21 protein-coding genes are annotated in these 21,557 nt (G+C 60.9%); 18 read left to right on the top strand and 3 right to left on the bottom strand.

What is annotated here, in order from left to right; all coding sequences use genetic code 11:
* Positions 1 to 44 precede the first annotated feature (44 nt).
* From alaS to AC3WOY_RS07065, 8 genes are all read left to right on the top strand, one after another.
* The gene (gene alaS / locus AC3WOY_RS07100; protein WP_492422151.1) at positions 45 to 2,672 is read left to right on the top strand and encodes an alanine--tRNA ligase; all 2,628 of its coding nucleotides are present in this window, start codon (positions 45 to 47) and stop codon (positions 2,670 to 2,672) included.
* Entirely contained in the window at positions 2,673 to 3,191 is a 519-nt protein-coding gene (locus AC3WOY_RS07095) for an NUDIX domain-containing protein (RefSeq protein WP_492422149.1), read from the top strand.
* Between the two features lie 111 nt (positions 3,192 to 3,302).
* Positions 3,303 to 3,530 (top strand): sulfurtransferase TusA family protein, encoded by a 228-nt coding sequence (locus tag AC3WOY_RS07090; protein ID WP_492429220.1) that lies wholly within the window; start codon positions 3,303 to 3,305, stop codon positions 3,528 to 3,530.
* 265 nt (positions 3,531 to 3,795) lie between these two features.
* Positions 3,796 to 4,545, top strand: coding sequence for an electron transfer flavoprotein subunit beta/FixA family protein (locus tag AC3WOY_RS07085; RefSeq protein WP_492422147.1), 750 nt, complete (start codon positions 3,796 to 3,798; stop codon positions 4,543 to 4,545).
* Between the two features lie 27 nt (positions 4,546 to 4,572).
* Positions 4,573 to 5,502, top strand: a complete 930-nt coding sequence (locus AC3WOY_RS07080; RefSeq protein WP_492422145.1) for an electron transfer flavoprotein subunit alpha/FixB family protein — start codon at positions 4,573 to 4,575, stop codon at positions 5,500 to 5,502.
* A 153-nt stretch (positions 5,503 to 5,655) separates the two neighbouring features.
* Positions 5,656 to 7,449 (top strand): acyl-CoA dehydrogenase, encoded by a 1,794-nt coding sequence (locus AC3WOY_RS07075; RefSeq protein WP_492422143.1) that lies wholly within the window; start codon positions 5,656 to 5,658, stop codon positions 7,447 to 7,449.
* A gap of 144 nt (positions 7,450 to 7,593) precedes the next feature.
* Positions 7,594 to 8,031 carry a DUF4864 domain-containing protein gene (locus AC3WOY_RS07070; RefSeq protein WP_492422141.1) on the top strand — a complete coding sequence of 146 codons (438 nt, stop codon included), beginning with the start codon at positions 7,594 to 7,596 and terminating at the stop codon, positions 8,029 to 8,031.
* Positions 8,032 to 8,155: 124 nt separating this feature from the next.
* Positions 8,156 to 8,371, top strand: a complete 216-nt coding sequence (locus AC3WOY_RS07065) for a DUF1059 domain-containing protein (RefSeq protein WP_420476551.1) — start codon at positions 8,156 to 8,158, stop codon at positions 8,369 to 8,371.
* Here the strand turns inward: AC3WOY_RS07065 and AC3WOY_RS07060 are convergent.
* Positions 8,368 to 8,718, bottom strand: a complete 351-nt coding sequence (locus AC3WOY_RS07060; RefSeq protein WP_492429218.1) for an NINE protein — start codon at positions 8,716 to 8,718, stop codon at positions 8,368 to 8,370. The two genes, AC3WOY_RS07065 and AC3WOY_RS07060, sit on opposite strands and share 4 nt — an antisense overlap.
* Before the next feature lie 213 nt (positions 8,719 to 8,931).
* Between AC3WOY_RS07060 and rpsP the strand changes: the two genes are divergently transcribed.
* The 7 genes from rpsP to AC3WOY_RS07025 all read left to right on the top strand — a co-directional run bounded on the left by rpsP (position 8,932) and on the right by AC3WOY_RS07025 (position 13,476).
* Entirely contained in the window at positions 8,932 to 9,183 is a 252-nt protein-coding gene (gene rpsP, locus AC3WOY_RS07055; protein ID WP_420476553.1) for a 30S ribosomal protein S16, read from the top strand.
* Positions 9,184 to 9,208: 25 nt separating this feature from the next.
* Positions 9,209 to 9,760 carry a ribosome maturation factor RimM gene (gene rimM, locus AC3WOY_RS07050; RefSeq protein WP_492422138.1) on the top strand — a complete coding sequence of 184 codons (552 nt, stop codon included), beginning with the start codon at positions 9,209 to 9,211 and terminating at the stop codon, positions 9,758 to 9,760.
* A 23-nt stretch (positions 9,761 to 9,783) separates the two neighbouring features.
* Complete coding sequence (gene trmD / locus AC3WOY_RS07045; protein WP_492422136.1) at positions 9,784 to 10,536, top strand: tRNA (guanosine(37)-N1)-methyltransferase TrmD; 753 nt, start codon at positions 9,784 to 9,786, stop codon at positions 10,534 to 10,536.
* Positions 10,537 to 10,636: 100 nt separating this feature from the next.
* Positions 10,637 to 11,020: a 50S ribosomal protein L19 gene (rplS, locus tag AC3WOY_RS07040; protein WP_492422134.1), complete on the top strand. Its 384-nt coding sequence runs from the start codon at positions 10,637 to 10,639 to the stop codon at positions 11,018 to 11,020.
* Between the two features lie 127 nt (positions 11,021 to 11,147).
* On the top strand, positions 11,148 to 11,816 hold the full coding sequence (locus AC3WOY_RS07035; RefSeq protein ID WP_492422132.1) for a CoA pyrophosphatase: 669 nt from the start codon (positions 11,148 to 11,150) through the stop codon (positions 11,814 to 11,816).
* A gap of 68 nt (positions 11,817 to 11,884) precedes the next feature.
* Positions 11,885 to 12,841, top strand: a complete 957-nt coding sequence (locus AC3WOY_RS07030) for a CobD/CbiB family protein (RefSeq protein ID WP_492422130.1) — start codon at positions 11,885 to 11,887, stop codon at positions 12,839 to 12,841.
* 293 nt (positions 12,842 to 13,134) lie between these two features.
* Positions 13,135 to 13,476 (top strand): DUF3579 domain-containing protein, encoded by a 342-nt coding sequence (locus AC3WOY_RS07025; protein WP_492422128.1) that lies wholly within the window; start codon positions 13,135 to 13,137, stop codon positions 13,474 to 13,476.
* A gap of 441 nt (positions 13,477 to 13,917) precedes the next feature.
* Here the strand turns inward: AC3WOY_RS07025 and AC3WOY_RS07020 are convergent, their stop codons facing one another.
* Entirely contained in the window at positions 13,918 to 15,039 is a 1,122-nt protein-coding gene (locus tag AC3WOY_RS07020) for an IS110 family RNA-guided transposase (RefSeq protein WP_492422126.1), read from the bottom strand.
* A gap of 93 nt (positions 15,040 to 15,132) precedes the next feature.
* A complete protein-coding gene (locus AC3WOY_RS07015; RefSeq protein WP_492422124.1) occupies positions 15,133 to 15,618 on the bottom strand; it encodes an SRPBCC family protein in 486 nt (161 codons plus the stop codon).
* Positions 15,619 to 15,877: 259 nt separating this feature from the next.
* On the opposite strand from AC3WOY_RS07015, the gene AC3WOY_RS07010 reads away from it, so the two are divergent.
* From AC3WOY_RS07010 to fumC, 3 genes are all read left to right on the top strand, one after another.
* A complete protein-coding gene (locus tag AC3WOY_RS07010; RefSeq protein ID WP_492422122.1) occupies positions 15,878 to 19,171 on the top strand; it encodes an EAL domain-containing protein in 3,294 nt (1,097 codons plus the stop codon).
* 57 nt (positions 19,172 to 19,228) lie between these two features.
* Positions 19,229 to 19,891 carry a DUF599 domain-containing protein gene (locus AC3WOY_RS07005; protein WP_492422120.1) on the top strand — a complete coding sequence of 221 codons (663 nt, stop codon included), beginning with the start codon at positions 19,229 to 19,231 and terminating at the stop codon, positions 19,889 to 19,891.
* A gap of 74 nt (positions 19,892 to 19,965) precedes the next feature.
* The gene (fumC, locus tag AC3WOY_RS07000) at positions 19,966 to 21,360 is read left to right on the top strand and encodes a class II fumarate hydratase (protein WP_492422118.1); all 1,395 of its coding nucleotides are present in this window, start codon (positions 19,966 to 19,968) and stop codon (positions 21,358 to 21,360) included.
* The last annotated feature ends 197 nt before the right edge of the window (positions 21,361 to 21,557 follow it).

Below are 21,557 nucleotides of genomic sequence, written 5' to 3'. Positions count from 1 at the left end.
GTATAATCAACGGTTTGCAACGCATTTCCCTCACTTCGCCCAACATGAAATCGTCCGAAATCCGCGAAAAATTCCTGAAGTTCTTCGAATCGAAAGGCCACACCATCGTCGCGTCCAGCCCGGTGGTCCCCGGCGACGACCCGACATTGCTGTTCACCAATGCGGGCATGAACCAGTTCAAGGACGTGTTCCTCGGTTTCGACAAGCGGCCGTACACCCGCGCGACCACTGCGCAGAAGTGCATCCGCGCCGGCGGCAAGCACAACGACCTGGAAAACGTCGGCTACACCGCGCGTCACCACACCTTCTTCGAGATGCTGGGCAACTTCAGCTTCGGCGATTATTTCAAGCGCGACGCGATCACCTACGCATGGGAACTGCTGACCGACGTCTTCAAGCTGCCGAAGGAAAAGCTGTGGGTGACCGTCTACGCGGAAGACGACGAAGCCTATGAAATCTGGAACAAGACAGTAGGCGTGCCGGCCGAACGCATCGTGCGCATCGGCGACAACAAGGGCGCGCGTTATGCATCCGACAACTTCTGGATGATGGGCGACACCGGCCCCTGCGGTCCTTGTACGGAAATCTTCTACGACCACGGCCCGGAAATCGCCGGCGGCCCGCCTGGATCGCCCGACGAAGACGGCGACCGCTACATCGAGATCTGGAACAACGTCTTCATGCAGTTCAACCGCGACGAAGAAGGCGTGATGCACAAGCTGCCCAAGCCTAGTGTCGACACCGGCATGGGCCTGGAGCGCATCACCGCGGTGATGCAGCACGTGCACGGCAATTACGAGATCGACACCTTCGTCAACCTGCTTGCAGCCGCCAAGAAGGCGGTCGATGCCGCTGGCGCGGGCGATTGCGACAAGGATTCCCCGTCGCTGAAGGTCATTGCCGACCACATCCGCGCCTGCACCTTCACCGTCGTCGACGGCGTGATCCCGAGCAACGCCGGCCGCGGCTACGTGCTGCGCCGCATTGCCCGCCGAGCGATCCGCCATGGTTACAAACTGGGCGCGCGCAAACCCTTCTTCCACGCACTGGTCCCGGCGCTCGTCAACGAAATGGGCGACGCCTATCCGGAACTCCGCCAGAACGGCGAACGCGCGATGCAGGTGCTGAAACAGGAAGAAGAGTCCTTCTTCCGCACCATCGCCAACGGCATGGAAATCCTCGACCGCGCACTCGCCTCCGGCGCGACGCAGGTCGACGGCGACACCGCATTCAAGCTGCACGACACCTACGGCTTCCCGGTCGACCTGACCGCGGACGTCTGCCGCGAGCGCGGCGTCACGGTGGACGAGGCGCGCTTCAACGTGCTGCTCGACGAGCAGCGCCAGCGCGCGCGTGAAGCCGGCAAGTTCAAGATGGCGGCAGGCCTGGAGTATGCCGGCAGCCCGACCACCTTCCACGGCTACGAGAAACTGATCCACGACACCGCCAAAGTGACCGCGATCTATGTCGACGGCACCTCCGTCGAACAGGCGAATTCCGGCGACGACGCCGTGATCGTGCTCGACCACACGCCGTTCTACGCAGAGAGCGGCGGCCAGGTGGGCGACACCGGCGAACTGCGCAACGCCGCCGCACGCTTCCTGGTGGAAGACACGCTGAAGATCCAGGCCGACGTGTTCGGCCACCACGGCAGCATCGTGGAGGGCACGATCAAGATCGGCGACACGCTCAACGCCAAGGTCGACGCCGAAAAGCGCGCCAAAACCGTCCGCAACCACAGCGCGACCCACCTGATGCACAAGGCGCTGCGCGAAGTGCTCGGCTCCCATGTCCAGCAGAAAGGCTCGCTGGTCAATGCCGAACGCACCCGTTTCGACTTCGCCCACAACGGCCCGGTGACGCAGGAACAGATCCGCAAGGTCGAAGCGATCGTCAACGCAGAAATCCTCGCCAACCATGCCACGCAGGCACGCGTGATGCCGATCGACGAAGCGCAGAAGGTCGGCGCCATGATGCTGTTCGGCGAGAAGTACGGCGATGAAGTCCGCGTGCTCGACATCGGCTCCAGCCGCGAACTGTGCGGCGGCACACACGTCCAGCGCACCGGCGACATCGGCCTGTTCAAGATCGTCGCCGAAGGCGGCGTGGCCGCAGGCGTGCGCCGTATCGAAGCGGTGACCGGCGACAACGCGCTGGCCTACCTGCAATCGCTGGAATCCACCGTCAACCAGGTCGCAGGCACGCTCAAGGCAACGCCGGCGGAACTGTCCACGCGCGTCGGCAGCGTGCTTGAGCAGGTCCGTTCGCTGGAGAAGGAATTGGCCGCCGTCAAGGGCAAGCTGGCTTCCGCCCAGGGCGATGAACTGCTCGCCAAGGCAGTCGACGTCAACGGCATCAAGGTGCTCGCCGCCACGCTGAACGGTGCCGACGTCCCGGCGCTGCGCGAGACCATGGACAAGCTCAAGGACAAGCTCAAGACCGCGGCGATCGTGCTGGCCGCCGTCAATGAAGGAAAGGTCAGCCTGATCGCCGGCGTTACGTCCGATGCGACAGCCAAGGTCAAGGCGGGCGAGCTGGTCAACTTCGTCGCCCAGCAGGTCGGCGGCAAGGGGGGCGGCCGTCCCGACATGGCGCAAGCCGGCGGTACCGACCCGACGGGCCTGCCCAAGGCGCTCGAAGGCGTCACCGACTGGGTGCGCCAGCGTGCGTAAATGACGCCGCAATTCTGTCCCGTGTGCGCCGCGCCGCTCATCGAGCGCGCGGATGCCGGCGAAGCAGGCAAGGTACGCCTTGCCTGTCCCGACGGCCACTGGACGCACTGGAACAACCCCCTTCCGGTCCTCGCCGCCCTCGTTGAAGTCGAGGGCCGCATCCTCCTCGCGCGCAATGCCGCCTGGCCGGAAAAAATGTTCGCGCTCATCACCGGTTTCATGGAGCGCGGCGAAACGCCGGAGCAGGGCGTCGCCCGCGAACTCAAGGAAGAAACCAACCTCGATGCCAACCAAATCACCCTCATCGGCGTTTACGAATTCATCCGAAAGAACGAAGTCATCATCGCCTATCATGTGAAAGCATCGGGTCATATCCGGTTATCGGAAGAGCTGGTCGATTACCGCATGATTTCGCCCGAAAAGTTGCGCCCCTGGCGTGCGGGAACGGGTTATGCCATGGCAGACTGGATGCGCGCGCGCGGCCTGCCGGTTGAATTCATCGACCTGCCGACACAGTGACCGCTACCAGCGGAATTTCCACTACGTAGTTTTCGTTGCTTGTTGCGCCGCACAAAGACCTTTCATTTGGGGTAGAATTTCCCATCGATTTTTCGTTACAGAGTAATGAATATGGAATTTCATAAAGAGCTTGACGCTCGCGGTCTCAACTGTCCTTTGCCGATTCTGAAGGCAAAAAAAGCGTTGGCCGAAATGACCAGCGGCGAAATCCTCCGGGTGCTGGCGACCGATCCCGGCTCCGTTCGCGATTTCCAGGCATTTGCCCGCCAGACCGGTAACGAACTGGTCGGCCAGAGCGAAGACAACAAGGAATTCACCTTCTTCATGAAGCGTAAATAATCCCTGATCCCGCGCATGTCCCGCTTCCTTTCTTTCTCGTAGTCTTCCCCTTCAACGTCCCCGCAAGTCCAGTTGTTGCTTGGTTCCCGCACGATTCCGGCGGGCAAATCGCATCACGTTTCCTTGGATTTTTGATGCGATTTAGTGCATACTCTCTACCAATTAATAGAACGGTCGTGCTAAATTTCGTCGCACAGTCAACTGTCTCATATAATCACGGTTCGGTTTACGTTAACGTCAATTGTTTCTTTACAAAGGCAAAGCTATGAAAGTCTTGGTACCTGTCAAACGCGTGGTGGACTACAACGTCAAAGTCCGCGTCAAGTCCGACGGCAGCGGTGTCGACATCGCCAACGTCAAGATGTCGATGAACCCGTTCGATGAGATCGCGGTCGAGGAAGCCACCCGCCTGAAGGAAGGCGGCAAGGTCACCGAGATCGTGGCAGTGTCCTGCGGCGTGACCCAGTGCCAGGAAACCCTGCGCACCGCGATGGCCATTGGCGCCGACCGTGGCGTGCTGGTCGAGACCGATGCCGAACTGCAGCCGCTGGCTGTCGCCAAGCTGCTCAAGGCCGTGGTCGAGAAGGAACAGCCGCAACTGATCATCCTCGGCAAGCAAGCCATTGACGACGACTGCAACCAGACCGGCCAGATGGTCGCCGCCCTGCTGGGCTGGCCGCAAGCCACTTTCGCCTCCAAGGTCTCGATCGAAGGCGACAAGGCTGTCGTGACGCGCGAAGTGGACGGTGGTCTCGAAACCGTTTCCCTCACGCTGCCGGCCGTGGTCACCACCGACCTGCGCCTGAACGAGCCGCGCTACGTCACCCTGCCGAACATCATGAAGGCCAAGAAGAAGCAGCTCGACACCCTCAAGCCGGCCGACCTCGGCGTCGATGTCACTCCGCGCGTCAAGACCCTGAAGGTTTCCGAGCCGCCGAAGCGCTCCGCAGGCATCAAGGTGCCGGACGTCGCCACGCTGGTCTCCAAGCTCAAGAACGAAGCAAAAGTCATCTAAACCTATTCAGATCAGGAATCCATCATCATGACCGCACTCGTCATTGCTGAACACGACAATGCTTCGCTGAAGGGAAGCACGCTCAACACCATCACTGCCGCGGCGCAAGCCGGTGGCGACGTCCACGTCCTGGTTGCCGGCCACAATGCCGGTGGCGCAGCCGAAGCCGTCTCCAAGATCGCCGGCGTATCCAAGGTGCTGCTGGCCGATGCCGCGCACTTCGCCGACGGCCTCGCCGAAAACGTTGCAGAGCAAGTCCTGGCTATCGCCGGCAACTACTCGCACATCCTGGCTCCGGCCACTGCCTACGGCAAGAACATCCTGCCGCGCGTCGCTGCCAAGCTGGACGTCGGCCAGGTCTCCGAAATCACCAAGGTCGTCTCCGCCGACACCTTCGAGCGCCCGATCTACGCCGGTAACGCGATCGCCACCGTGCAGTCGACCGACAACGTCAAGGTCATCACCGTCCGCACCACCGGTTTTGACGCCGCTGCTGCCGGCGGCAATGCTGCCGTCGAAACCATCAGCGCCGCCGCCAGCCTGGGCAAGTCTGCTTTCGTCTCCCGCGAACTGGCCAAGTCCGACCGCCCGGAACTGACCGCCGCCAAGGTGATCGTCTCCGGCGGCCGCGGCATGGGCTCGGGCGACAACTTCAAGATCCTCGAACCGCTGGCCGACAAGCTGGGCGCCGCCATGGGCGCGTCCCGTGCCGCCGTCGACGCCGGTTTCGTGCCGAACGACTGGCAGGTCGGCCAGACCGGCAAGATCGTCGCGCCGCAGCTGTACATCGCCGTCGGTATTTCCGGCGCGATCCAGCACCTGGCCGGCATGAAGGACTCGAAGACCATCGTCGCCATCAACAAGGATCCGGAAGCCCCGATCTTCTCCGTGGCCGACTACGGCATCGTGGGCGACCTGTTCGAAGTGGTGCCGCAGCTGGTTTCCGAGCTCGGCTGATAGAAACACCGGGGCATCCGCCATGGCTGCCCCGCGCACAATAATTATTAAATACCGGGCAGGACCTGCCGGGTTTGTCGCGGAACTGACAGGATTTTTTTCCGGGTTTCGTAATAATTCCCGCAGTCCTGCCATTTTTCTTTGGAGTCTCAAATGAGCTATGTCGCCCCGTTGAACGACATGCTGTTCGTGATCAACGAACTTGCCGGCCTGTCCCAAGTAAATGCGTTGCCCGGCTGCGAAGACGCAACGCCGGAAACCGTCGAAGCGGTCCTGGACGAAAACGCAAAGTTCTGCGGCGAAGTCGTCGCACCCCTCAACGTCGCGGGCGACAAGGAACCGAGCTACTGGCACGACGGCAACAAGGTCACCACGACCAAGGGCTTCAAGGACGCGTTCAAGGCCTTCGGCGAAGCCGGCTGGCAGGGCGTGCAGCATCCGACGGAATTCGGCGGCCAGGGCCTGCCGAAGCTGGTGGCGACTCCCTGCATCGAAATGCTCAATTCCGCGAACCTGTCGTTCGCGTTGTGCCCGCTGCTGACCGACGGCGCCATCGAAGCGCTGCTGACGGCGGGCTCCGACGAGCTCAAGAATACCTACCTCGAGAACCTCATCTCCGGCAAGTGGACCGGCACGATGAACCTGACCGAGCCGCAGGCCGGTTCCGACCTCGCGCTCGTGCGTTCCCGCGCCGAGCCGCAGGGCGACGGTACCTTCAAGATCTTCGGCACCAAGATCTTCATCACCTACGGTGAGCACGACATGGCCGAGAACATCGTCCACCTCGTGCTGGCACGCACCCCGAGCGCGCCGGAGGGCGTGAAGGGCATCTCCCTGTTCGTTGTGCCCAAGTTCCTGGTCAACAAGGACGGCTCTCTCGGCGAGCGCAACGACGTGCACTGCGTCTCGATCGAACACAAGCTTGGCATCAAGGCCAGCCCGACGGCGGTGCTGCAGTTCGGCGACCACGGCGGTGCGATCGGCACGCTGGTTGGCGAAGAGAACCGTGGTCTCGAGTACATGTTCATCATGATGAACGCGGCCCGTTTCGCCGTCGGCATGCAGGGCGTCGGCGTTGCCGAGCGCGCGTACCAGAAGGCGGTGGCCTATGCCCGTGACCGCGTCCAGTCGCGCGACCTCGCCGGTTCCGCAGGCCCGGTGGCGATCATCCATCACCCGGATGTCCGCCGCATGCTGATGTCGATGCGCGCGCAAACCGAAGCCGCCCGCGCAATGGCCTACGTCACCGCGGCTGCCTACGACGCTGCGCACCACAGCGCGGATGACGCCGTGCGGAAGTCCAACCAGGCGTTCTACGAATACATGGTGCCGATCGTCAAAGGCTGGTCCACTGAGATGTCGATCGATGTCGCTTCCAACGGCGTGCAGGTGCACGGCGGCATGGGCTTCATCGAAGAGACCGGTGCGGCCCAGTACTACCGTGACGCGCGCATCCTCCCGATCTACGAAGGCACGACCGCGATCCAGGCAAATGATCTCGTCGGCCGCAAGACCGTGCGCGACGCGGGGGCGACGGCGAAAGCCATCCTGGCCCAGGTGCGCCGCACCGAAGAGGAACTGTCCGCTTCCACGTCGCCGGACCTCGCCGCGATTCGCTCGCAGCTGGCAATCGGTTCGAAGGCGCTTGAAGAAGTCGTCAACTTCGTGGTCAACAACATGAAGTCCGACATCAAGGCCGTCTTCTCCGGCAGCGTGCCGTACCTGAAACTGGCTGGCGTGGTGCTGGGCGGCTGGCAGATGGCGCGCGCGGCATTGGTTGCCGAGCGCAAGCTGAAGGCAGTCGAGGGCGACGCCAAGTTCTACCAGGCGAAGATCGGTACCGCGCGCTTCTTTGCAGACCACATCCTGTCGCAGGCTTCCAGCTATCGCACGTCGATCATCGACGGCAGCGCCGGCGTGATGGCGCTGGCGGAAGACCAGTTCTGACGCAACGACGTCGCGACAAGTCGAAAGGCAGTCCGGTGCAGGCCGGGCTGCCTTATTTTTTTGTCCAGCAGTGAACTCTCAGCACTTTTTTTTATCTGCCGTATACTGAATTGACAACCCTTGGTTTCTGGTCGGGAGGCGATCATGAAACGGTTACTGGCTATGGCAGGCCTGTTGTTCGGGCTTTGTGCACCGTGGTGGAGCAGCGCATGGGCGATCGACGATATCACGACGGCCGACGCCATCGCGATCCACGAAGTGGTGCAAACCCAGCTTGAGGCATTATCGAACGACGATGCCGTCAGCGCATTCGAGCTTGCCACCCCAGAAAAGCGCATGCTGATCGGCAGCCCGGACAACTTCCTGCGGCTGATCAAGGAAGAATACAACCCGATCTACCGCTACCAGCGCGTCATTTTCTCCAGGCCCGAAGTCATCAACGGCGATGCCATCCAGATAGTACGCGTCACGGACGGCAACAGCCGGGTCTGGCTCGCCATCTTCTGGATGCAGCAAGGTGACGACAGCGCATGGCGGATCGACGGTTGCCAACTCCTGGAAACCACCAGCGTCTCCATCTGACTTCGATCTGGATCAACATTCCGACACACACGCGCCTTGTGGACGCACATCCGCGCGCTATAACGACATAGTGCAGTGCATCGCTGCACGCTCGTCCATTCACTCCAGCGAGGAGAGCAGGATCATGACCCGCAAATACATCGACTGTCGCGAATTCCCGAGCGACATGAACTGCACGGTCGCCTTGTCGGCCGATTCAGACCAAGAACTCCTGGATGCGGCAGTTCAGCACGCTGTTGCCGTCCATCATCATGAAGATACGCCTGAACTGCGTCAGCAGATCAAGCAGATGTTCAAGGAAGGCACCCCGCCGATCGAGCGCCCGCTTGCCCATGCTTAACCGTATGCGCCGCCTGTAAACAGAAGGTCGAATGTGCGGGCGATTGCCGCGATGATGGCGATTGCCCCGCCTCCGAACGTCAGCACCAGCAGCGCCACAAGTAGCCAACCGGAATCCGATTTTCGGCTGGAGTCCTTGTTATGGGTTTTGTCCCATTTTTCATCCGGCGTAAGGCCGATGACCAGCGCTTCGATGAAAGCGGGAAAAATCGAGAGCGGGAACAGCAAGACATGCACCCAGGCCCAGACGTCCTTCTTGCCGTACAGATAGAACCTGTGGAAGCCTAGGCCGCCGAAAACGGCGGCGAGGAAGGTGGCGAGCGTCTTGTTCTTGTGCGATGTAGTCATTCCGTCTTGAGTGGTTTGTGATTTTGTTAAAATCCGGCTTCTTGCCAGCCTGAAGCCGGGTATTTTCGGGGCTGTAGTGTGCATGAGGCGCGCCTTCAGTGCAATTTGGCTGTGCTCTCTGTCGTTGTCCAATGACTAAACTTGCAGGAAACCTGAAAAACGGGCTATAATTCCCGGCTTTTTCCGCCTTCGAACAATTTTTGGAAGCACATTATGGTCGTTATTCGTCTTTCCCGCGCCGGCGCCAAGAAGCGCCCGTTCTACAACATCGTTGCCACCGACTCGCGTAACCGCCGTGACGGCCGTTTCATCGAGCGCCTGGGTTTCTACAATCCGGTAGCCGAAGGCAAGGATGAAGGTTTCCGTATCGCCGCAGACCGCCTGGCGCACTGGCAAGGCGTTGGCGCACAACTGTCCCCGACGGTTGCTCGCCTGGTCAAGGCAGCCGGCAAGACCGCTGCTTAATTCGGCTTCTATATAGTCGCTGGATTTGTCAATCAAGACGGTGTCAGGGGTTGCTGTCCCTGAAGATCTGGTGCTGGTCGGTTATGTGACCGGCGCCTATGGCATCAAGGGCTGGGTCAGGATCAAGCCCTATTCCTCGGATGCGGATGCCATGCTGCATGCAAAGACGTGGTGGCTGGACAAGCCTGTCCTGCACGACGTCGACATGATGCAGGCCAAGGTGCACGGCGAAGACGTTGTCGCTCAGTTGATGGGTGTGGCGGATCGCAATGGAGCCGAAGCGCTCAAGGGCGCAACCGTGCAGATCCGGCGAAGCCATTTCCCGCCGCTTGATGACAACGAGTTTTACTGGGTCGACCTGGTCGGCCTGGCAGTAGAAAACCTGGAGGGCGAAGCCCTCGGTGCAGTCGCCGACCTGATGGACAATGGCGCGCATCCCATCCTGAGAGTCGTGGCGCCGGTCGCGTCGCCGGATCAGAAGCCGAAAGAGTGGCTGATCCCCTTCGTCGACCAGTTCGTCAAGACGGTAGACCAGGCAGGTAAAAAAATTACGGTGGATTGGGGGCTGGATTATTAGCCCGGATTTTGGGATGAGTCGAGATGCAATTTGATGTCGTCACGCTCTTTCCCGACATGTTCACCGCGATCACGCAGTCGGGCATCACCCGGCGCGCGTTCGAACAAAGGAAATGTGCGCTGTCGCTCTGGAATCCACGCGATTTCACGACGGACAACTATCGCACCATCGATGATCGCCCCTATGGTGGCGGTCCCGGGATGGTGATGCTGGCCAAGCCTCTGGAGGCGGCCATCGGCGCAGCCAAGGCGCGCCAGATGGAACAGGGCTTGCCGCAGCCGCGCGTGGTGTATCTGTCGCCGCAAGGCAAACAGCTGACGCACGAACGTGTCATGCAGCTGACTGCCGAGACCGGACTGGTGTTGTTGTGCGGCCGTTACGAAGCGGTCGACCAGCGATTGCTGGACCGGTGCGTGGACGAAGAGATCAGCCTCGGCGATTTCGTGCTGTCGGGTGGCGAGTTGCCGGCGATGGCGCTGATGGATGCGGTGATCCGGCAGTTGCCGGGCGTATTGAACGACGATGTGTCGGCAATTGAAGACAGCTTCGTCAACGGATTGCTCGATTGTCCGCATTACACGCGGCCGGAATCCTACGACGGTGTGCCGGTGCCGCCGGTTCTGATGGGTGGGCACCATGCGGAAATCGAAAAGTGGCGGCGGGAACAGGCGCTGCTGGCGACTGCGAAGAAGCGGCCTGACCTGATCGAGAAGGCGCGCGAGGCAGGTTTGCTGTCGCGAGCCGACGAAAAATTTTTGAGCAGTTTGAAGTCGTAGTTTTGTTGTATCGCGCGGGGCAACCCGCATTTGTAAAACCCCATCCTCTACCGGGCAAACAATTTTCAACGCGCCGGCATGATGGCTTAAGGAGCTGAACATGGATCTGATCCAGAAACTCGAGCAAGAAGAAATCGCCCGCCTGGGCAAAAACATTCCTGACTTCGCGCCGGGTGACACCGTCGTCGTCAACGTCAACGTGGTTGAAGGCACCCGCAAGCGCGCCCAGGCTTACGAAGGCGTCGTGATTGCACGCCGCAATCGCGGTCTGAACTCCAACTTCATCGTCCGCAAGATCTCTTCCGGCGAAGGCGTTGAGCGTACTTTCCAGCTGTACTCCCCGCTGATCGCTTCGATCGAAGTCAAGCGTCGCGGCGACGTACGCCGTGCGAAGCTGTACTACCTCCGTGAGCGTTCCGGCAAGTCGGCACGTATCAAGGAAAAGCTGCCGAACCGTCGTGTGACGGCGCAAGCTGCAGAGTAATCGCCGATTACTGCAAGCGAAAAGGGCACCTGTGGTGCCCTTTTTCATTTCTGCGCTGCGTCGTGAGTCGAGACCGCAATCACGTTAGAATCGATACCGGATCATCCGCACCGCCGAGGAACATGTTTTGTCCAAACTGATTTTCGACCCCGAAGCTCTTCCTGTTGAATCCCTTGCGGGCGAGCCCGCGGTCGCACCGGAGCGGTTGAACGAATCCTGGCTGCGTGAACGTTTTGCCAATCCTCCCGCTTGGGAGCCGGAAGGTTTCGAGGAACGGCTGATGCGAAAGCAGACCGGCGAGCCGACGCCGGCATCGGTGCTGATGCCTATCGTCGTGCGCGATGACGGATTGACCTTGTTGCTTACCCAGCGCACCGCCCACCTGAACGACCATGCCGGCCAGATCAGTTTGCCCGGAGGCCGCGTCGATGAGGCCGACACCTCACCTGTCGAAACCGCCTTGCGCGAAACCGAGGAGGAAGTCGGACTTCACCGGCAGCACATCGATGTGCTCGGTACCTTGCCCGACTATTTCACCGGCACCGGATTTCGCGTGACGCCCGTCGTATCGCTCGTGCAACCACCTTTCGACCTGCGGGCCGATCCGTTCGAGGTGGCGGAGATTTTCGAGGTGCCGCTTGCCTTCCTGCTCGACGGCGCCAATCACCAGCGCCGCAGCATCGAACTCCCCGGCGTCGGCCGGCGGACCTTCTATGCGATGCCGTATGACCGCTTTTTCATCTGGGGGGCAACGGCCGGCATGCTGCGCAACCTGTTCCATTTCCTGCGTGCCTGAGCTGGCCGGTTTGATTCCCGCGTGGCACTGGGTTATCGTTACGGCTACCTGATACAACCGACAAGCTGATGACATTTCTCTCGATTCTCTTCGCGCTGCTGTTCGAGCAACTCAAGCCGCTGCGGGCCGATAACCCGATGTATGCGTCAATCAAGCAACTGGCGGCGCGGATGGAGGCGTCATTCAACGCAGGGCAGGAAAGCCACGGACGGCTGGCCTGGATCGTGACCATGCTCGCGCTGCTCGTGCCTGCGCTTCTGATTTATTGGCTGTGCGCGAAGATCAGTCCCTTTCTTGCACTGGCATGGAATATCCTCGTGGTCTACCTGACCCTCGGTTTCCGCCATTACAGCCACTACTTCACGTCCATCCAGCTCGCGCTCAACAGCGGCGACGAGGCGACCGCCCGCAGCCTGCTGGCCGAATGGACGAAACAGGATACGACCGGCATGAACGTGAGCGAGATCTCGCGCGTGGCGGTGGAAAATGCGCTGGTGACCACGCACCGCAATGTTTTCGGGGTGTTCTTCTGGTTCGCGCTGCCCCTGGGGCCGGCGGGCGCCATCCTGTACCGTGTATCCGAGTACCTCGCCCGCGCCTGGAATGAGCCGGAGCATCTTCGCAACGAGCCGTTCGGCCGATTCGCCACCAAGGCCTTCTACTGGATCGACTGGGTTCCCGCGCGCCTGACCGCGATTGCATTTGCCGTGGTCGGCAATTTTGAGGATGCCATTTACGCGTGGCGCAATTTTGCCCACCGCTGGCAGGATGAGGCGATCGGCATCATCCTGTGCGCTGGCGGCGGAGCGATGGGCCTGCGCCTGGGCAGCGCCAGGGAAAATGCCGCGGACCTGCGGTTTGTGGATGCGACCACGATCGATGCCGGCGGTATCGAGGCCGAAATGCCCCCCGGCGAAGAGGCAACCGTGCGTGCATTGCAGAGCACCGTCGGCCTGGTCTGGCGCGCCTTGCTGTTGTGGATGCTGCTCCTGCTCCTGCTTTCGTTCGCCGTCTGGCTGGGCTGACCCGGCCTCGTTTCCTTCCTGAAAATCGCGCGTTCCGGTAGCGAAACGCCGGGCGGCGACTATCCTTTGTCAATGGCCTTCCTCGTCCGCAGACGAGAATGTGGCCATTTTTGCAATATTGTCATTTTTCACATTGCGAGATGTTGTTTCACTTCAAGTCTTCTATAAGATATAATATGCAAGAATAATGAAAGCTTGCTCCTGCATAATAGGGGCAAGCTGAAAGAGCCGCTTCGCATGCACCGAAACGGACCCGAAAGCAGTAGCACCGCTTTTTGAAAGAAGCCGAACACATGGCCGATTCCACCACATCGAAGCCCGTCGCCCGCGAGTTCTTCATCCAGGGCCTCACCAGCAACGGCAGGCAATTCCGCCCGAGCGACTGGGCTGAACGCCTGTGTGGAGTAATGTCCTGCTTCCGTCCGGAAGGGATGCGCGGACCGGGTTCCCACCTTCGATATTCTCCGTACGTCAAACCCACTGTCCTCGGCGGCGTGAAGTCCGTGGTCGTCAATGAGGCGCTGCGTGAGATCGAGCCGATGGCCTACCACTTCGTGCTGAACTTTGCCAAGGACAACGACCTGCAGATCGTTGACGCCTGCCTCCTGCCGGAACCGGTGGAGAAGAAGGCCTGACCGGACGCCTTCGACGGCTGCCGGCCGGTCAGTACCCCGCCCATTTTTCCAGCAATCTCTTCAGTTCCCCGCTCTTGTCGAGCTGGGCAATGGCCTTGCGCATCCTTTCGACGGTTTCCGGCGCCAGTGTCTTTGACGCGACCATGTGGAATGGTACCGAACGTCTCTGGCGCAACCCTCTGATATGTATTGACCCGTCAAGGTCATTCAAAAAATCATCATTACAATTACAACGGACTCACAGCAGAGCAGGCGGCGATACGACGGTTGATCAGTCTGATATACGCGGGTTGGTTACCGCATGACAAAGATTCGTCGTGGAGCTGCCTCTCTCTAGTGGCGAGGATCATCCGGTGGTCTGGTGCCTCATAGAGGGTGCGAGGGTTCTCCGACCGTTGCTTGCCCTGCTGTGAGCCCGCTGATTATTCATCTGCGTGTCCTTCAAATTGTTTTTGCACTGCGTGGCGCAGGCAATGTCTGTCCGACTGCCCAGATGAACCCGGCCAACTCGCGTGCTACCGCCGTGCAGACTTGCACCTTGAGCTTGCCTTTTTCGTCGAGGAGCCGATACCGTCGGCACAGTCTCTTTTGTGCCGACCATGCGATTTCCTGAACCGCCTCGGGCGCGTGTTCGGCACGCCGCTGCAGGACCGCAGTCTTGCGTGCTGGATGCCGATAGGTCCACGCCGCCTCGATCAGTACCCGTCGCACGTGGCTGTTGCCGGTCTTTGTAATCGCACCACGGCGCACGCTGCCTCCACTGGAATACTCGCTGGGCACAAGGCCCAGGTACGCCATCAACTGCGGGGCATTGGCAAATCGCTTCAGATCCCCGATCTCGGCCACTATGGTGACTGCCGTGAGCAGATTTACTCCGCGCAGCGCCATGAGCGCCTGAATCACAGGCCATACCGACGCTGCCTGAACCACCTGCTCAATCTGCTTGTCCAGCCCTTGCACACGCTTGTGACATGACAGCACCGTATCGACATATTCCTGGAAAACGATTTGTTGCACCGGCTGCTCGAACTTCACCGTTTCCAGCCATCGGTAATGTGCCTGCGTCCACTTGCTCTTGCCGTCATAACGCTTGCCATGCCGTAGCAGAAAAGCCAGCAAGCGTTGCTTGGCTTGCCGCTGCAAATGCTTCATGTCCTCGCGTGCCCGGGTCAAATCCCGCAAGCCCTCATGCTCCTCATCCGGCACCCAGACCGCTGTCAGTTCGCCAGCACGATGCAGTCTTGCCAGGCTCAAGCTGTCACGTCGGTCCGTCTTGACACGGTCGCCAGCCTTCTTGGGAATCAGCGACGGTGCTACCACCAGACAAGCCTGCTTGAGCCCTTGCAGCTGTCGATACACCCCATAGCCGCACGGCCCAGCTTCATAACAAAACGACAGCTTCGTGCCGCCCTTGCCAAGCTGCCGTACCAGCTTGATCATCGCTTCCGGCGTGTTGGCAATCTCTCCGACATAGCGCACTTCGCCACCGTTGGCCTCCGCCACAGCGACCGCAATCGTCTCCTTGTGCACATCCAATCCAACGTATTTGCTAAACTCGTTCACGGCCTGCCCCCTCAATTACGGCTCTGAGCCTGGGTTGAAAAACCTCAAGCTTAATCCGCGTCGCTTGAGGTGCGGCAGGTCAATACATTATGTCTAGGGCAGGTCGCCGTAAAAAGCATCGACAAGATGCGCTTCAAGACGGCGGGCGAGCCCTTCACCGCCTTGCCGCATGACCGCGTGGTGGTTGCTGGCGAAGACCCCGCCGGCAAGCGGCGCAAGCGCATTCATCCAGGGCTTGGTCGTGCATACTTGCCAGTCATAGCGAACGGTTGTGATTCCGGCATCATGCATGAAGGTCCATCGTCCCGAGCCGTTGAGATCGCCATTGACCTCGGCAGCAAGGAGGTGGAACTTCTCGATCTCGGTCGCGCGCGCGACAAAGGACAGGCGGTATGGCAGCCGGCCTTTCCAGATGTAGCGCCGCAGGCTGCCGATGCCGCCGGCATCGCCCGGAGCGATCTGCTCGACGTGCTCTGCGCCAGGCCACCAGGCCGGCCATTGCAGGGAGTCGAATACGGCGTCGAACACTTGCTGGCGTGGCGCAGCAATCCGCCACAGTGTGAGAAACCGGTATTCCATGGGAGTCCCTCGCATCCTTCCTTCAATCCAATATAGACCTTGCGGGCGTTCCGCATGGAGGCGCATTGCGTGCGGATTGTTGACGCTCAACCACACTCACCGGTCGATGAGACGGGCAGAGCGATAGAAACGCTCGTTCACTCTTACCTTGTGGCAACAAACTGCGCTACCCTATCGTGAATTTGCTCAATTTTTTATGGCGAGGGATGACTTTTTGCCAAGCTGCTTTTCATTCAAAAAGTACCTCACCGGAACCGCCATGCCGCGATGTCGCTTGCCGTTCAACCTTTCTGCCGCCGCTGTCCTCGCGCTTGTCGTGGGGCTGATCGGGGCGACGGCGCTATTCGTGGGAATGCGCCGGCTCGAACATGACAAGGTCGACCTGGATTTCCAGCAGCGCGCCAGTCTTCGCACTGTTACGCTCCGGCAGCAATTGACCGAGACGGTGCAGGTCCTCAAGTTCCTCAACCAGCTGTTTGCTACGGTCGAGCCGGTCAGCCGCGAGCAGTTCGGCGTGTTTACAGACCCTTTGTTGCAGCGCCATCCGTATGTGCAGGCGTTCAACTTCCACCGCTTTGTCGCGGACAGCGAGCGGGAGGCCTACGAGGCGCGGATGCGGCGGCGGTTTCCGGGTTTTGCGATGACGCGCCTGAAGGACGGCAAGGTGGTGCCGGCCGAACCGCGCGAGCGTCACCTGGTGGTGGACTACATCGAGCCGATGCATGGGAACGAAGTGGCATTCGGCCTGGACGTGTCCCACAATGCGGAGCTCATCGCGGCACTGGAACGCGCGATCGATACCGGAACGGTGTCGTCGACGGGCCTGATCACCCTTGCCCAGGGCGGCGGCAAGCTGCGCGGCTTCCTCGTGCTCATGCCGGTCTACCGGCATGGCATGCCGCTCAACTCGGTGGCGGCGCGGCGCAGGGCGGCTATCGGCGATACCGCGGCGGTGTTCAACGCTCCCTATCTCGTCGAACAGATCCTCCGCACCAACAGCTTGATGGAAGATGCCGGAATCGGCATCAGTGTATATGCCGCGGCCAGCCTGGACGAAGAATTCCTCGTCTTCCGCAAGGGCGCGCGCCCGTTCCGGCAGGCGGCGGCATCGTGGCTGCCGCGCTGGATCTTCCACGACCAGCCCGAAGAGATCGTGCACAACTTCGATGTGGCAGGCAGGATCTGGCGGGTCGTTGTTTCGGCCGAACCCAAGCCATTCTTCCTGGAGCACGATGGCTCGCTGAATACGTTGATCGGCGGCATCCTGTTCAGCATGCTGCTGGCGGCATTCGTGCAGGTCCTGGCCTCGCGCTCGCGCCGCGTCCAGAAGCTGGTGGAACAGCGCACCGCGGAGCTGCGGCATGCGAACGAACGCTTGATCGAAGACATCGCGGCGCGCAAGCGTGCCGAGGACGGTCTGCAACTGCGGCAGCGCGCCATCGATGCAAGCGCCAATGCCGTCATCATCACCAGTGCAGTCCCGCCCAAGTACCCGATCGAGTATGTCAATCCGGCGTTCGAGCGGATTACCGGCTACAGCGCCGCCGAAGTGCTCGGACGCAGCTGCAGCTTGTTGTGGGCAGAAGACCGCGACCAGCCGGAGATTCAGGAAATCCTTGCCGCCGCCCGCGAAAAGCGCGAGACGCACGCAGTCCTGCGCAATTACGGGAAGGACGGGCGCATGTTCTGGAGCGACGCCTACCTCGCTCCCGTGCGTGACGAGTCGGACGAGGTCAACCATTTCGTCGTGGCGCTGTACGACATCACCGCGACCAAGCGCTACCAGGCCGAACTGGAGTTCCAGGCCAACCGCGATACGCTCACCGGCCTGGCCAACCGCAGCCTGCTGCACGACCGCCTGCGGCAGGCGAGTGCCTATGCGGTGCGGTATGGGCATCCGGTGTGGGTGCTGTTCCTCAATCTTGACCGTTTCAAATTCGTCAACGACACGCTTGGCCACCGTGCCGGCGACCAGCTGCTGAATATCGTGGCGCAACGGCTGCGCGAAGCCGTCCGGGCGTCCGATACCATCGCACGCTTGAGCGCCGACGAATTCGTGCTCATCCTGCCTGAGGGCGCCGAGGATAACCTGTCGCCGGTGGTCATTCAGCGCATCATGGCGTCGATTGCACAGCCGATCGTGATCGAGGGTTACGAGTTCGTGATGGGGTGCTGTATCGGCATCGCCGTCTGCCCGACCGACGGCACCGATGCCGACACGCTCATCAAGCATGCGGGCATCGCGATGTACCGCGCCAAGGAAACGGGATGCAACAGCTTCCAGTTCTATGCATCGTCGATGAACGAGCAGGCGATGGAACGGCTGCGGCTCGAGAGCGATTTGCGCAATGCGCTGGAGCGCGACGAGTTCGTCCTGCACTACCAGCCTCAGGTCGATCTCGCCACGGGAGGCATCCTTGGGGTGGAAGCGTTGATCCGCTGGCGGCACCCGATGCTTGGTGCTGTGCCACCGGCGCGGTTTATCGCCCTTGCAGAGGAAATGGGCCTGATCGTGCCGATCGGGAACTGGGTGCTGCGCACCGCTTGCCGGCAAAGCATGGCCTGGCTGCATGCCGGGTACGGGCAGGTGCGCGTCGCCGTGAACCTGTCTCCGCGCCAGTTCTACCAGCAGGACCTCGTGTCTTCCATCAAGGCAATCCTGGAAGAGACCGGTATCGCGCCGCATTTGCTGGAGCTGGAACTGACCGAAAGCATGATGATGAACGACGTCGAGCATGCAGTCGCCATCCTGCACAAGCTGAAGGCGATCGGCGTGCACCTGTCGATCGACGATTTCGGCACCGGCTATTCCAGCCTGTCCTATCTCAGGCGTTTCCCGATCGACCTGCTCAAGATCGACCAGTCCTTCGTGCGCGACATTACCGTCGATGCCGACGATGCCGCCATCGTGCTGTCCATCATTTCGCTGGCGCACAGCCTGCGCCTGAAGGTGATTGCCGAAGGGGTGGAGACCGAAGCGCAGCTCAGTTACCTGCAGCGCCACGGCTGCGATTTCATGCAAGGCTTTTACTTCAGCCGGGCATTGCCTGCCGAAGACTGCACGGCGCTATTGCGCAACCGGCGCCGCCTGCCGCCGGCGCTCACCGCTCCACGCCGGCAGACGCTGCTCATCGTGGATGACGAACCGGGTGTCGCTTCGGCACTCAAGCGCATGCTGCGCTCCGACGGGTACGACGTGCTGATCGCGATGACCCCGGAAGACGCATTCGAGCTGCTCGGCCGTTATCAGGTGCAGGTTGTGCTGTGCGACCTGCGGATGCCGGAGATGACGGGCAGCGAACTGCTCGGCAGGGTCAGGACGTTGTACCCGGAAACGGTGCGCGTGATGATTTCCGGGCACGCCGCCGTGAACAGCGTCGTCGATGCCGTCAACCTCGGCGGAATCTTCCGCTTCTATGCCAAGCCATGGGATGAAGGCGTGCTGCGCGACGGCATTCGCGACGCATTCCGCCATTACTGGACAATGCACGGGGAGTTGCTCGATGCGGCAGGAGACAGCGATGCGGAAGCGGTGGCCGGCGTCGGAACCTGAGGCGTTGCCGGCGGTTCGGGGTAAGATGCCGGAATTACTGCCACGAAGGGACCGCGATTGAACGCATTCCAGCTCGACACCGCCGCCGTTGCCATCAGCGTGACGCTGATCGTTTCCTATTACGTCTTCCTTGTCTCGCGCGTGCGGCGCGATCCGGATTACACCATCCAGGCGATCAACCACAAGGCACGTACCCTGTGGGTGGAGGCCGTCATGCGCGACCGCTCCAAGGACATCATGGGGGTGCAGGCGCTGCGCAACTTCGCCATGGCCGCCACTTTCAAGGCGTCGTCGGCGATCCTGCTCATCATCGGCACGCTGACGCTGTCTGGACAGGCGGAAAGCCTGGCGCGCACCTGGCATGTGCTCAACATCGGCGGCTCGATCGCACCGGAACTGTGGATCGTCAAGATACTTTGCCTGCTCACCGCACTGATCGTCGCTTTCTTTGCCTTTGCCATGACGATCCGGGTGCTCAACCATGTGGTATTCATGATCAGCCTGCCGGCCGATGCCGCACAGGGCGCGCTGTCGCCGGAATGGGTGGCGGCGCGGCTGAACCAGGCCGGCGCCTTCTATACCGTCGGCATGCGCGCCTATTTCGTCACCGTGCCGCTGGCGTTCTGGCTCTTCGGCCCGGTCCTGCTGGTGCTGTCGACCATGGGACTGGTGGTCATGCTGTATTACCTCGACCGCAGCCCGTTCTCGCAGGAAGGTTGATTTCGCCGGCGAAACTCGACGCTGGAACGCACAGGCGCATTGCCGATCAAACTTCACATCAAATGGGGGTGAAGATGGATCAGACCAGGACAGAGCGGGATACCTTCGGACCGATCGATGTTCCCGCAGAACGCTTGTGGGGCGCGCAGACGCAGCGTTCGCGCGAGTTCTTCAGTATCTCGACGGAAGCGATGCCGCGCGAACTCGTGCATGCCCTCGCCGTCGTCAAGCGCGCGTGTGCGGTCATCAACCGCGATCTCGGCCGGCTCGATGGATCGAAGGCCGATGCCATCATCCGCGCCGCGGATGAAGTGATCGAAGGGCGGCACCCGGACGAATTTCCACTATCCGTATGGCAAACCGGCTCCGGCACGCAGAGCAACATGAACATGAATGAAGTGCTCGCCAACCGCGCATCCGAGTTGCTCGGCGGATCGCGCGGTGAAGGACGGCTGGTGCATCCCAACGATGACGTCAACCTGGGCCAGTCGTCCAACGATATTTTCCCCACGGCGATGCATGTGGCCTCCGCCCTTACCGTGACGAACAGCCTGATGCCTGCGTTGCATGCGCTGCGTGCGTCACTGGGAAAGAAAGCAGCGGCATTTGCCGGCATCGTGAAGATCGGCCGCACCCATCTCCAGGATGCGACGCCCCTGACCCTGGGACAGGAATTCTCCGGTTACGTCGCCCAGCTTGACCATGCACGCTCCGTGATCGAAGCGATGCTGCCCGCCTTGTGCGAACTGGCCGCGGGCGGCACCGCTGTCGGCACCGGCCTGAACACGCATCCCGCGTTCGGCGAGCGCGTGGCAGCGGAACTGGAGAGCAGCAGGGGATTGCCGTTCCGGAGCGCCGCGAACAAGTTTGCCGCGCTGGCCTCGCACGATGCGATGGTGGCGATGCACGGCGGCCTCAAGACGCTTGCCGTGGCGTTGATGAAGATCGCCAACGATGTCCGATGGCTGGCTTCGGGGCCGCGATCCGGACTGGGCGAGATCACGATTCCGGAAAATGAGCCCGGCAGTTCCATCATGCCGGGCAAGGTCAATCCGACGCAGTGCGAAGCATTGACCATGCTCTGCTGCCAGGTGTTCGGCAACGACGTCGCCATCAATATCGGCGGTGCGTCGGGCAATTTCGAGCTGAATGTGTTCAAGCCGCTGGTGGCCCACAATTTCCTCCAGAGCGTGCGCCTGCTCGCTGACGGTATGCGCAGCTTCGATACCCATTGCGTGCAGGGGATCGAGGCGAACCATGAACGTATCGCCGAGCTGATGGAACGCTCGCTCATGCTGGTGACCGCACTTGCTCCGCACATCGGCTACGACCGCGCCGCCCAGATCGCCAAGCGAGCGCACCGCGAAGGCACGACGCTCAAGCAGGCAGCGCTTGCCTATGGCTATGTCAGCGAAGCGGATTTCGACCGCTGGGTTCGGCCCGAGGACATGACAAAACCGTCGGAATGACGTTAAAAAGTGAATTTTGGTTCATTGAGTATTTAATCTTTCAGTAAGCAAGCAGTAATCTTTCTGTTCCATCATCGCGCGCACCGGAAGTTTCCGGGGTACGCCTTTTGACATCCGCGCTCTCCATCAACCTTCCATATTGCCTGCCCTGGCCGACGTTTTGCGTCGCAGCACAATCGCGCCGGCGAAACATTTTG

The organism is Noviherbaspirillum sp. FW303-A3 (genome assembly GCF_058788695.1).
The sequence above is the reverse complement of the archived record's forward strand: the minus strand, read 5'-3'. Positions and strand labels throughout refer to the sequence as shown.

Bases quoted from the DNA above. Each gene is read 5' to 3' on its own strand.
- alaS (WP_492422151.1), top strand. From the start codon at position 45: ATGAAATCGTCCGAAATCCGCGAAAAATTCCTGAAGTTCTTCGAATCG.
- AC3WOY_RS07095 (WP_492422149.1), top strand. From the start codon at position 2,673: ATGACGCCGCAATTCTGTCCCGTGTGCGCCGCGCCGCTCATCGAGCGC.
- AC3WOY_RS07090 (WP_492429220.1), top strand. From the start codon at position 3,303: ATGGAATTTCATAAAGAGCTTGACGCTCGCGGTCTCAACTGTCCTTTG.
- AC3WOY_RS07085 (WP_492422147.1), top strand. From the start codon at position 3,796: ATGAAAGTCTTGGTACCTGTCAAACGCGTGGTGGACTACAACGTCAAA.
- AC3WOY_RS07080 (WP_492422145.1), top strand. From the start codon at position 4,573: ATGACCGCACTCGTCATTGCTGAACACGACAATGCTTCGCTGAAGGGA.
- AC3WOY_RS07075 (WP_492422143.1), top strand. From the start codon at position 5,656: ATGAGCTATGTCGCCCCGTTGAACGACATGCTGTTCGTGATCAACGAA.
- AC3WOY_RS07070 (WP_492422141.1), top strand. From the start codon at position 7,594: ATGAAACGGTTACTGGCTATGGCAGGCCTGTTGTTCGGGCTTTGTGCA.
- AC3WOY_RS07065 (WP_420476551.1), top strand. From the start codon at position 8,156: ATGACCCGCAAATACATCGACTGTCGCGAATTCCCGAGCGACATGAAC.
- AC3WOY_RS07060 (WP_492429218.1), bottom strand. From the start codon at position 8,718: ATGACTACATCGCACAAGAACAAGACGCTCGCCACCTTCCTCGCCGCC.
- rpsP (WP_420476553.1), top strand. From the start codon at position 8,932: ATGGTCGTTATTCGTCTTTCCCGCGCCGGCGCCAAGAAGCGCCCGTTC.
- trmD (WP_492422136.1), top strand. From the start codon at position 9,784: ATGCAATTTGATGTCGTCACGCTCTTTCCCGACATGTTCACCGCGATC.
- rplS (WP_492422134.1), top strand. From the start codon at position 10,637: ATGGATCTGATCCAGAAACTCGAGCAAGAAGAAATCGCCCGCCTGGGC.
- AC3WOY_RS07030 (WP_492422130.1), top strand. From the start codon at position 11,885: ATGACATTTCTCTCGATTCTCTTCGCGCTGCTGTTCGAGCAACTCAAG.
- AC3WOY_RS07025 (WP_492422128.1), top strand. From the start codon at position 13,135: ATGGCCGATTCCACCACATCGAAGCCCGTCGCCCGCGAGTTCTTCATC.
- AC3WOY_RS07015 (WP_492422124.1), bottom strand. From the start codon at position 15,618: ATGGAATACCGGTTTCTCACACTGTGGCGGATTGCTGCGCCACGCCAG.
- AC3WOY_RS07010 (WP_492422122.1), top strand. From the start codon at position 15,878: ATGCCGCGATGTCGCTTGCCGTTCAACCTTTCTGCCGCCGCTGTCCTC.
- fumC (WP_492422118.1), top strand. From the start codon at position 19,966: ATGGATCAGACCAGGACAGAGCGGGATACCTTCGGACCGATCGATGTT.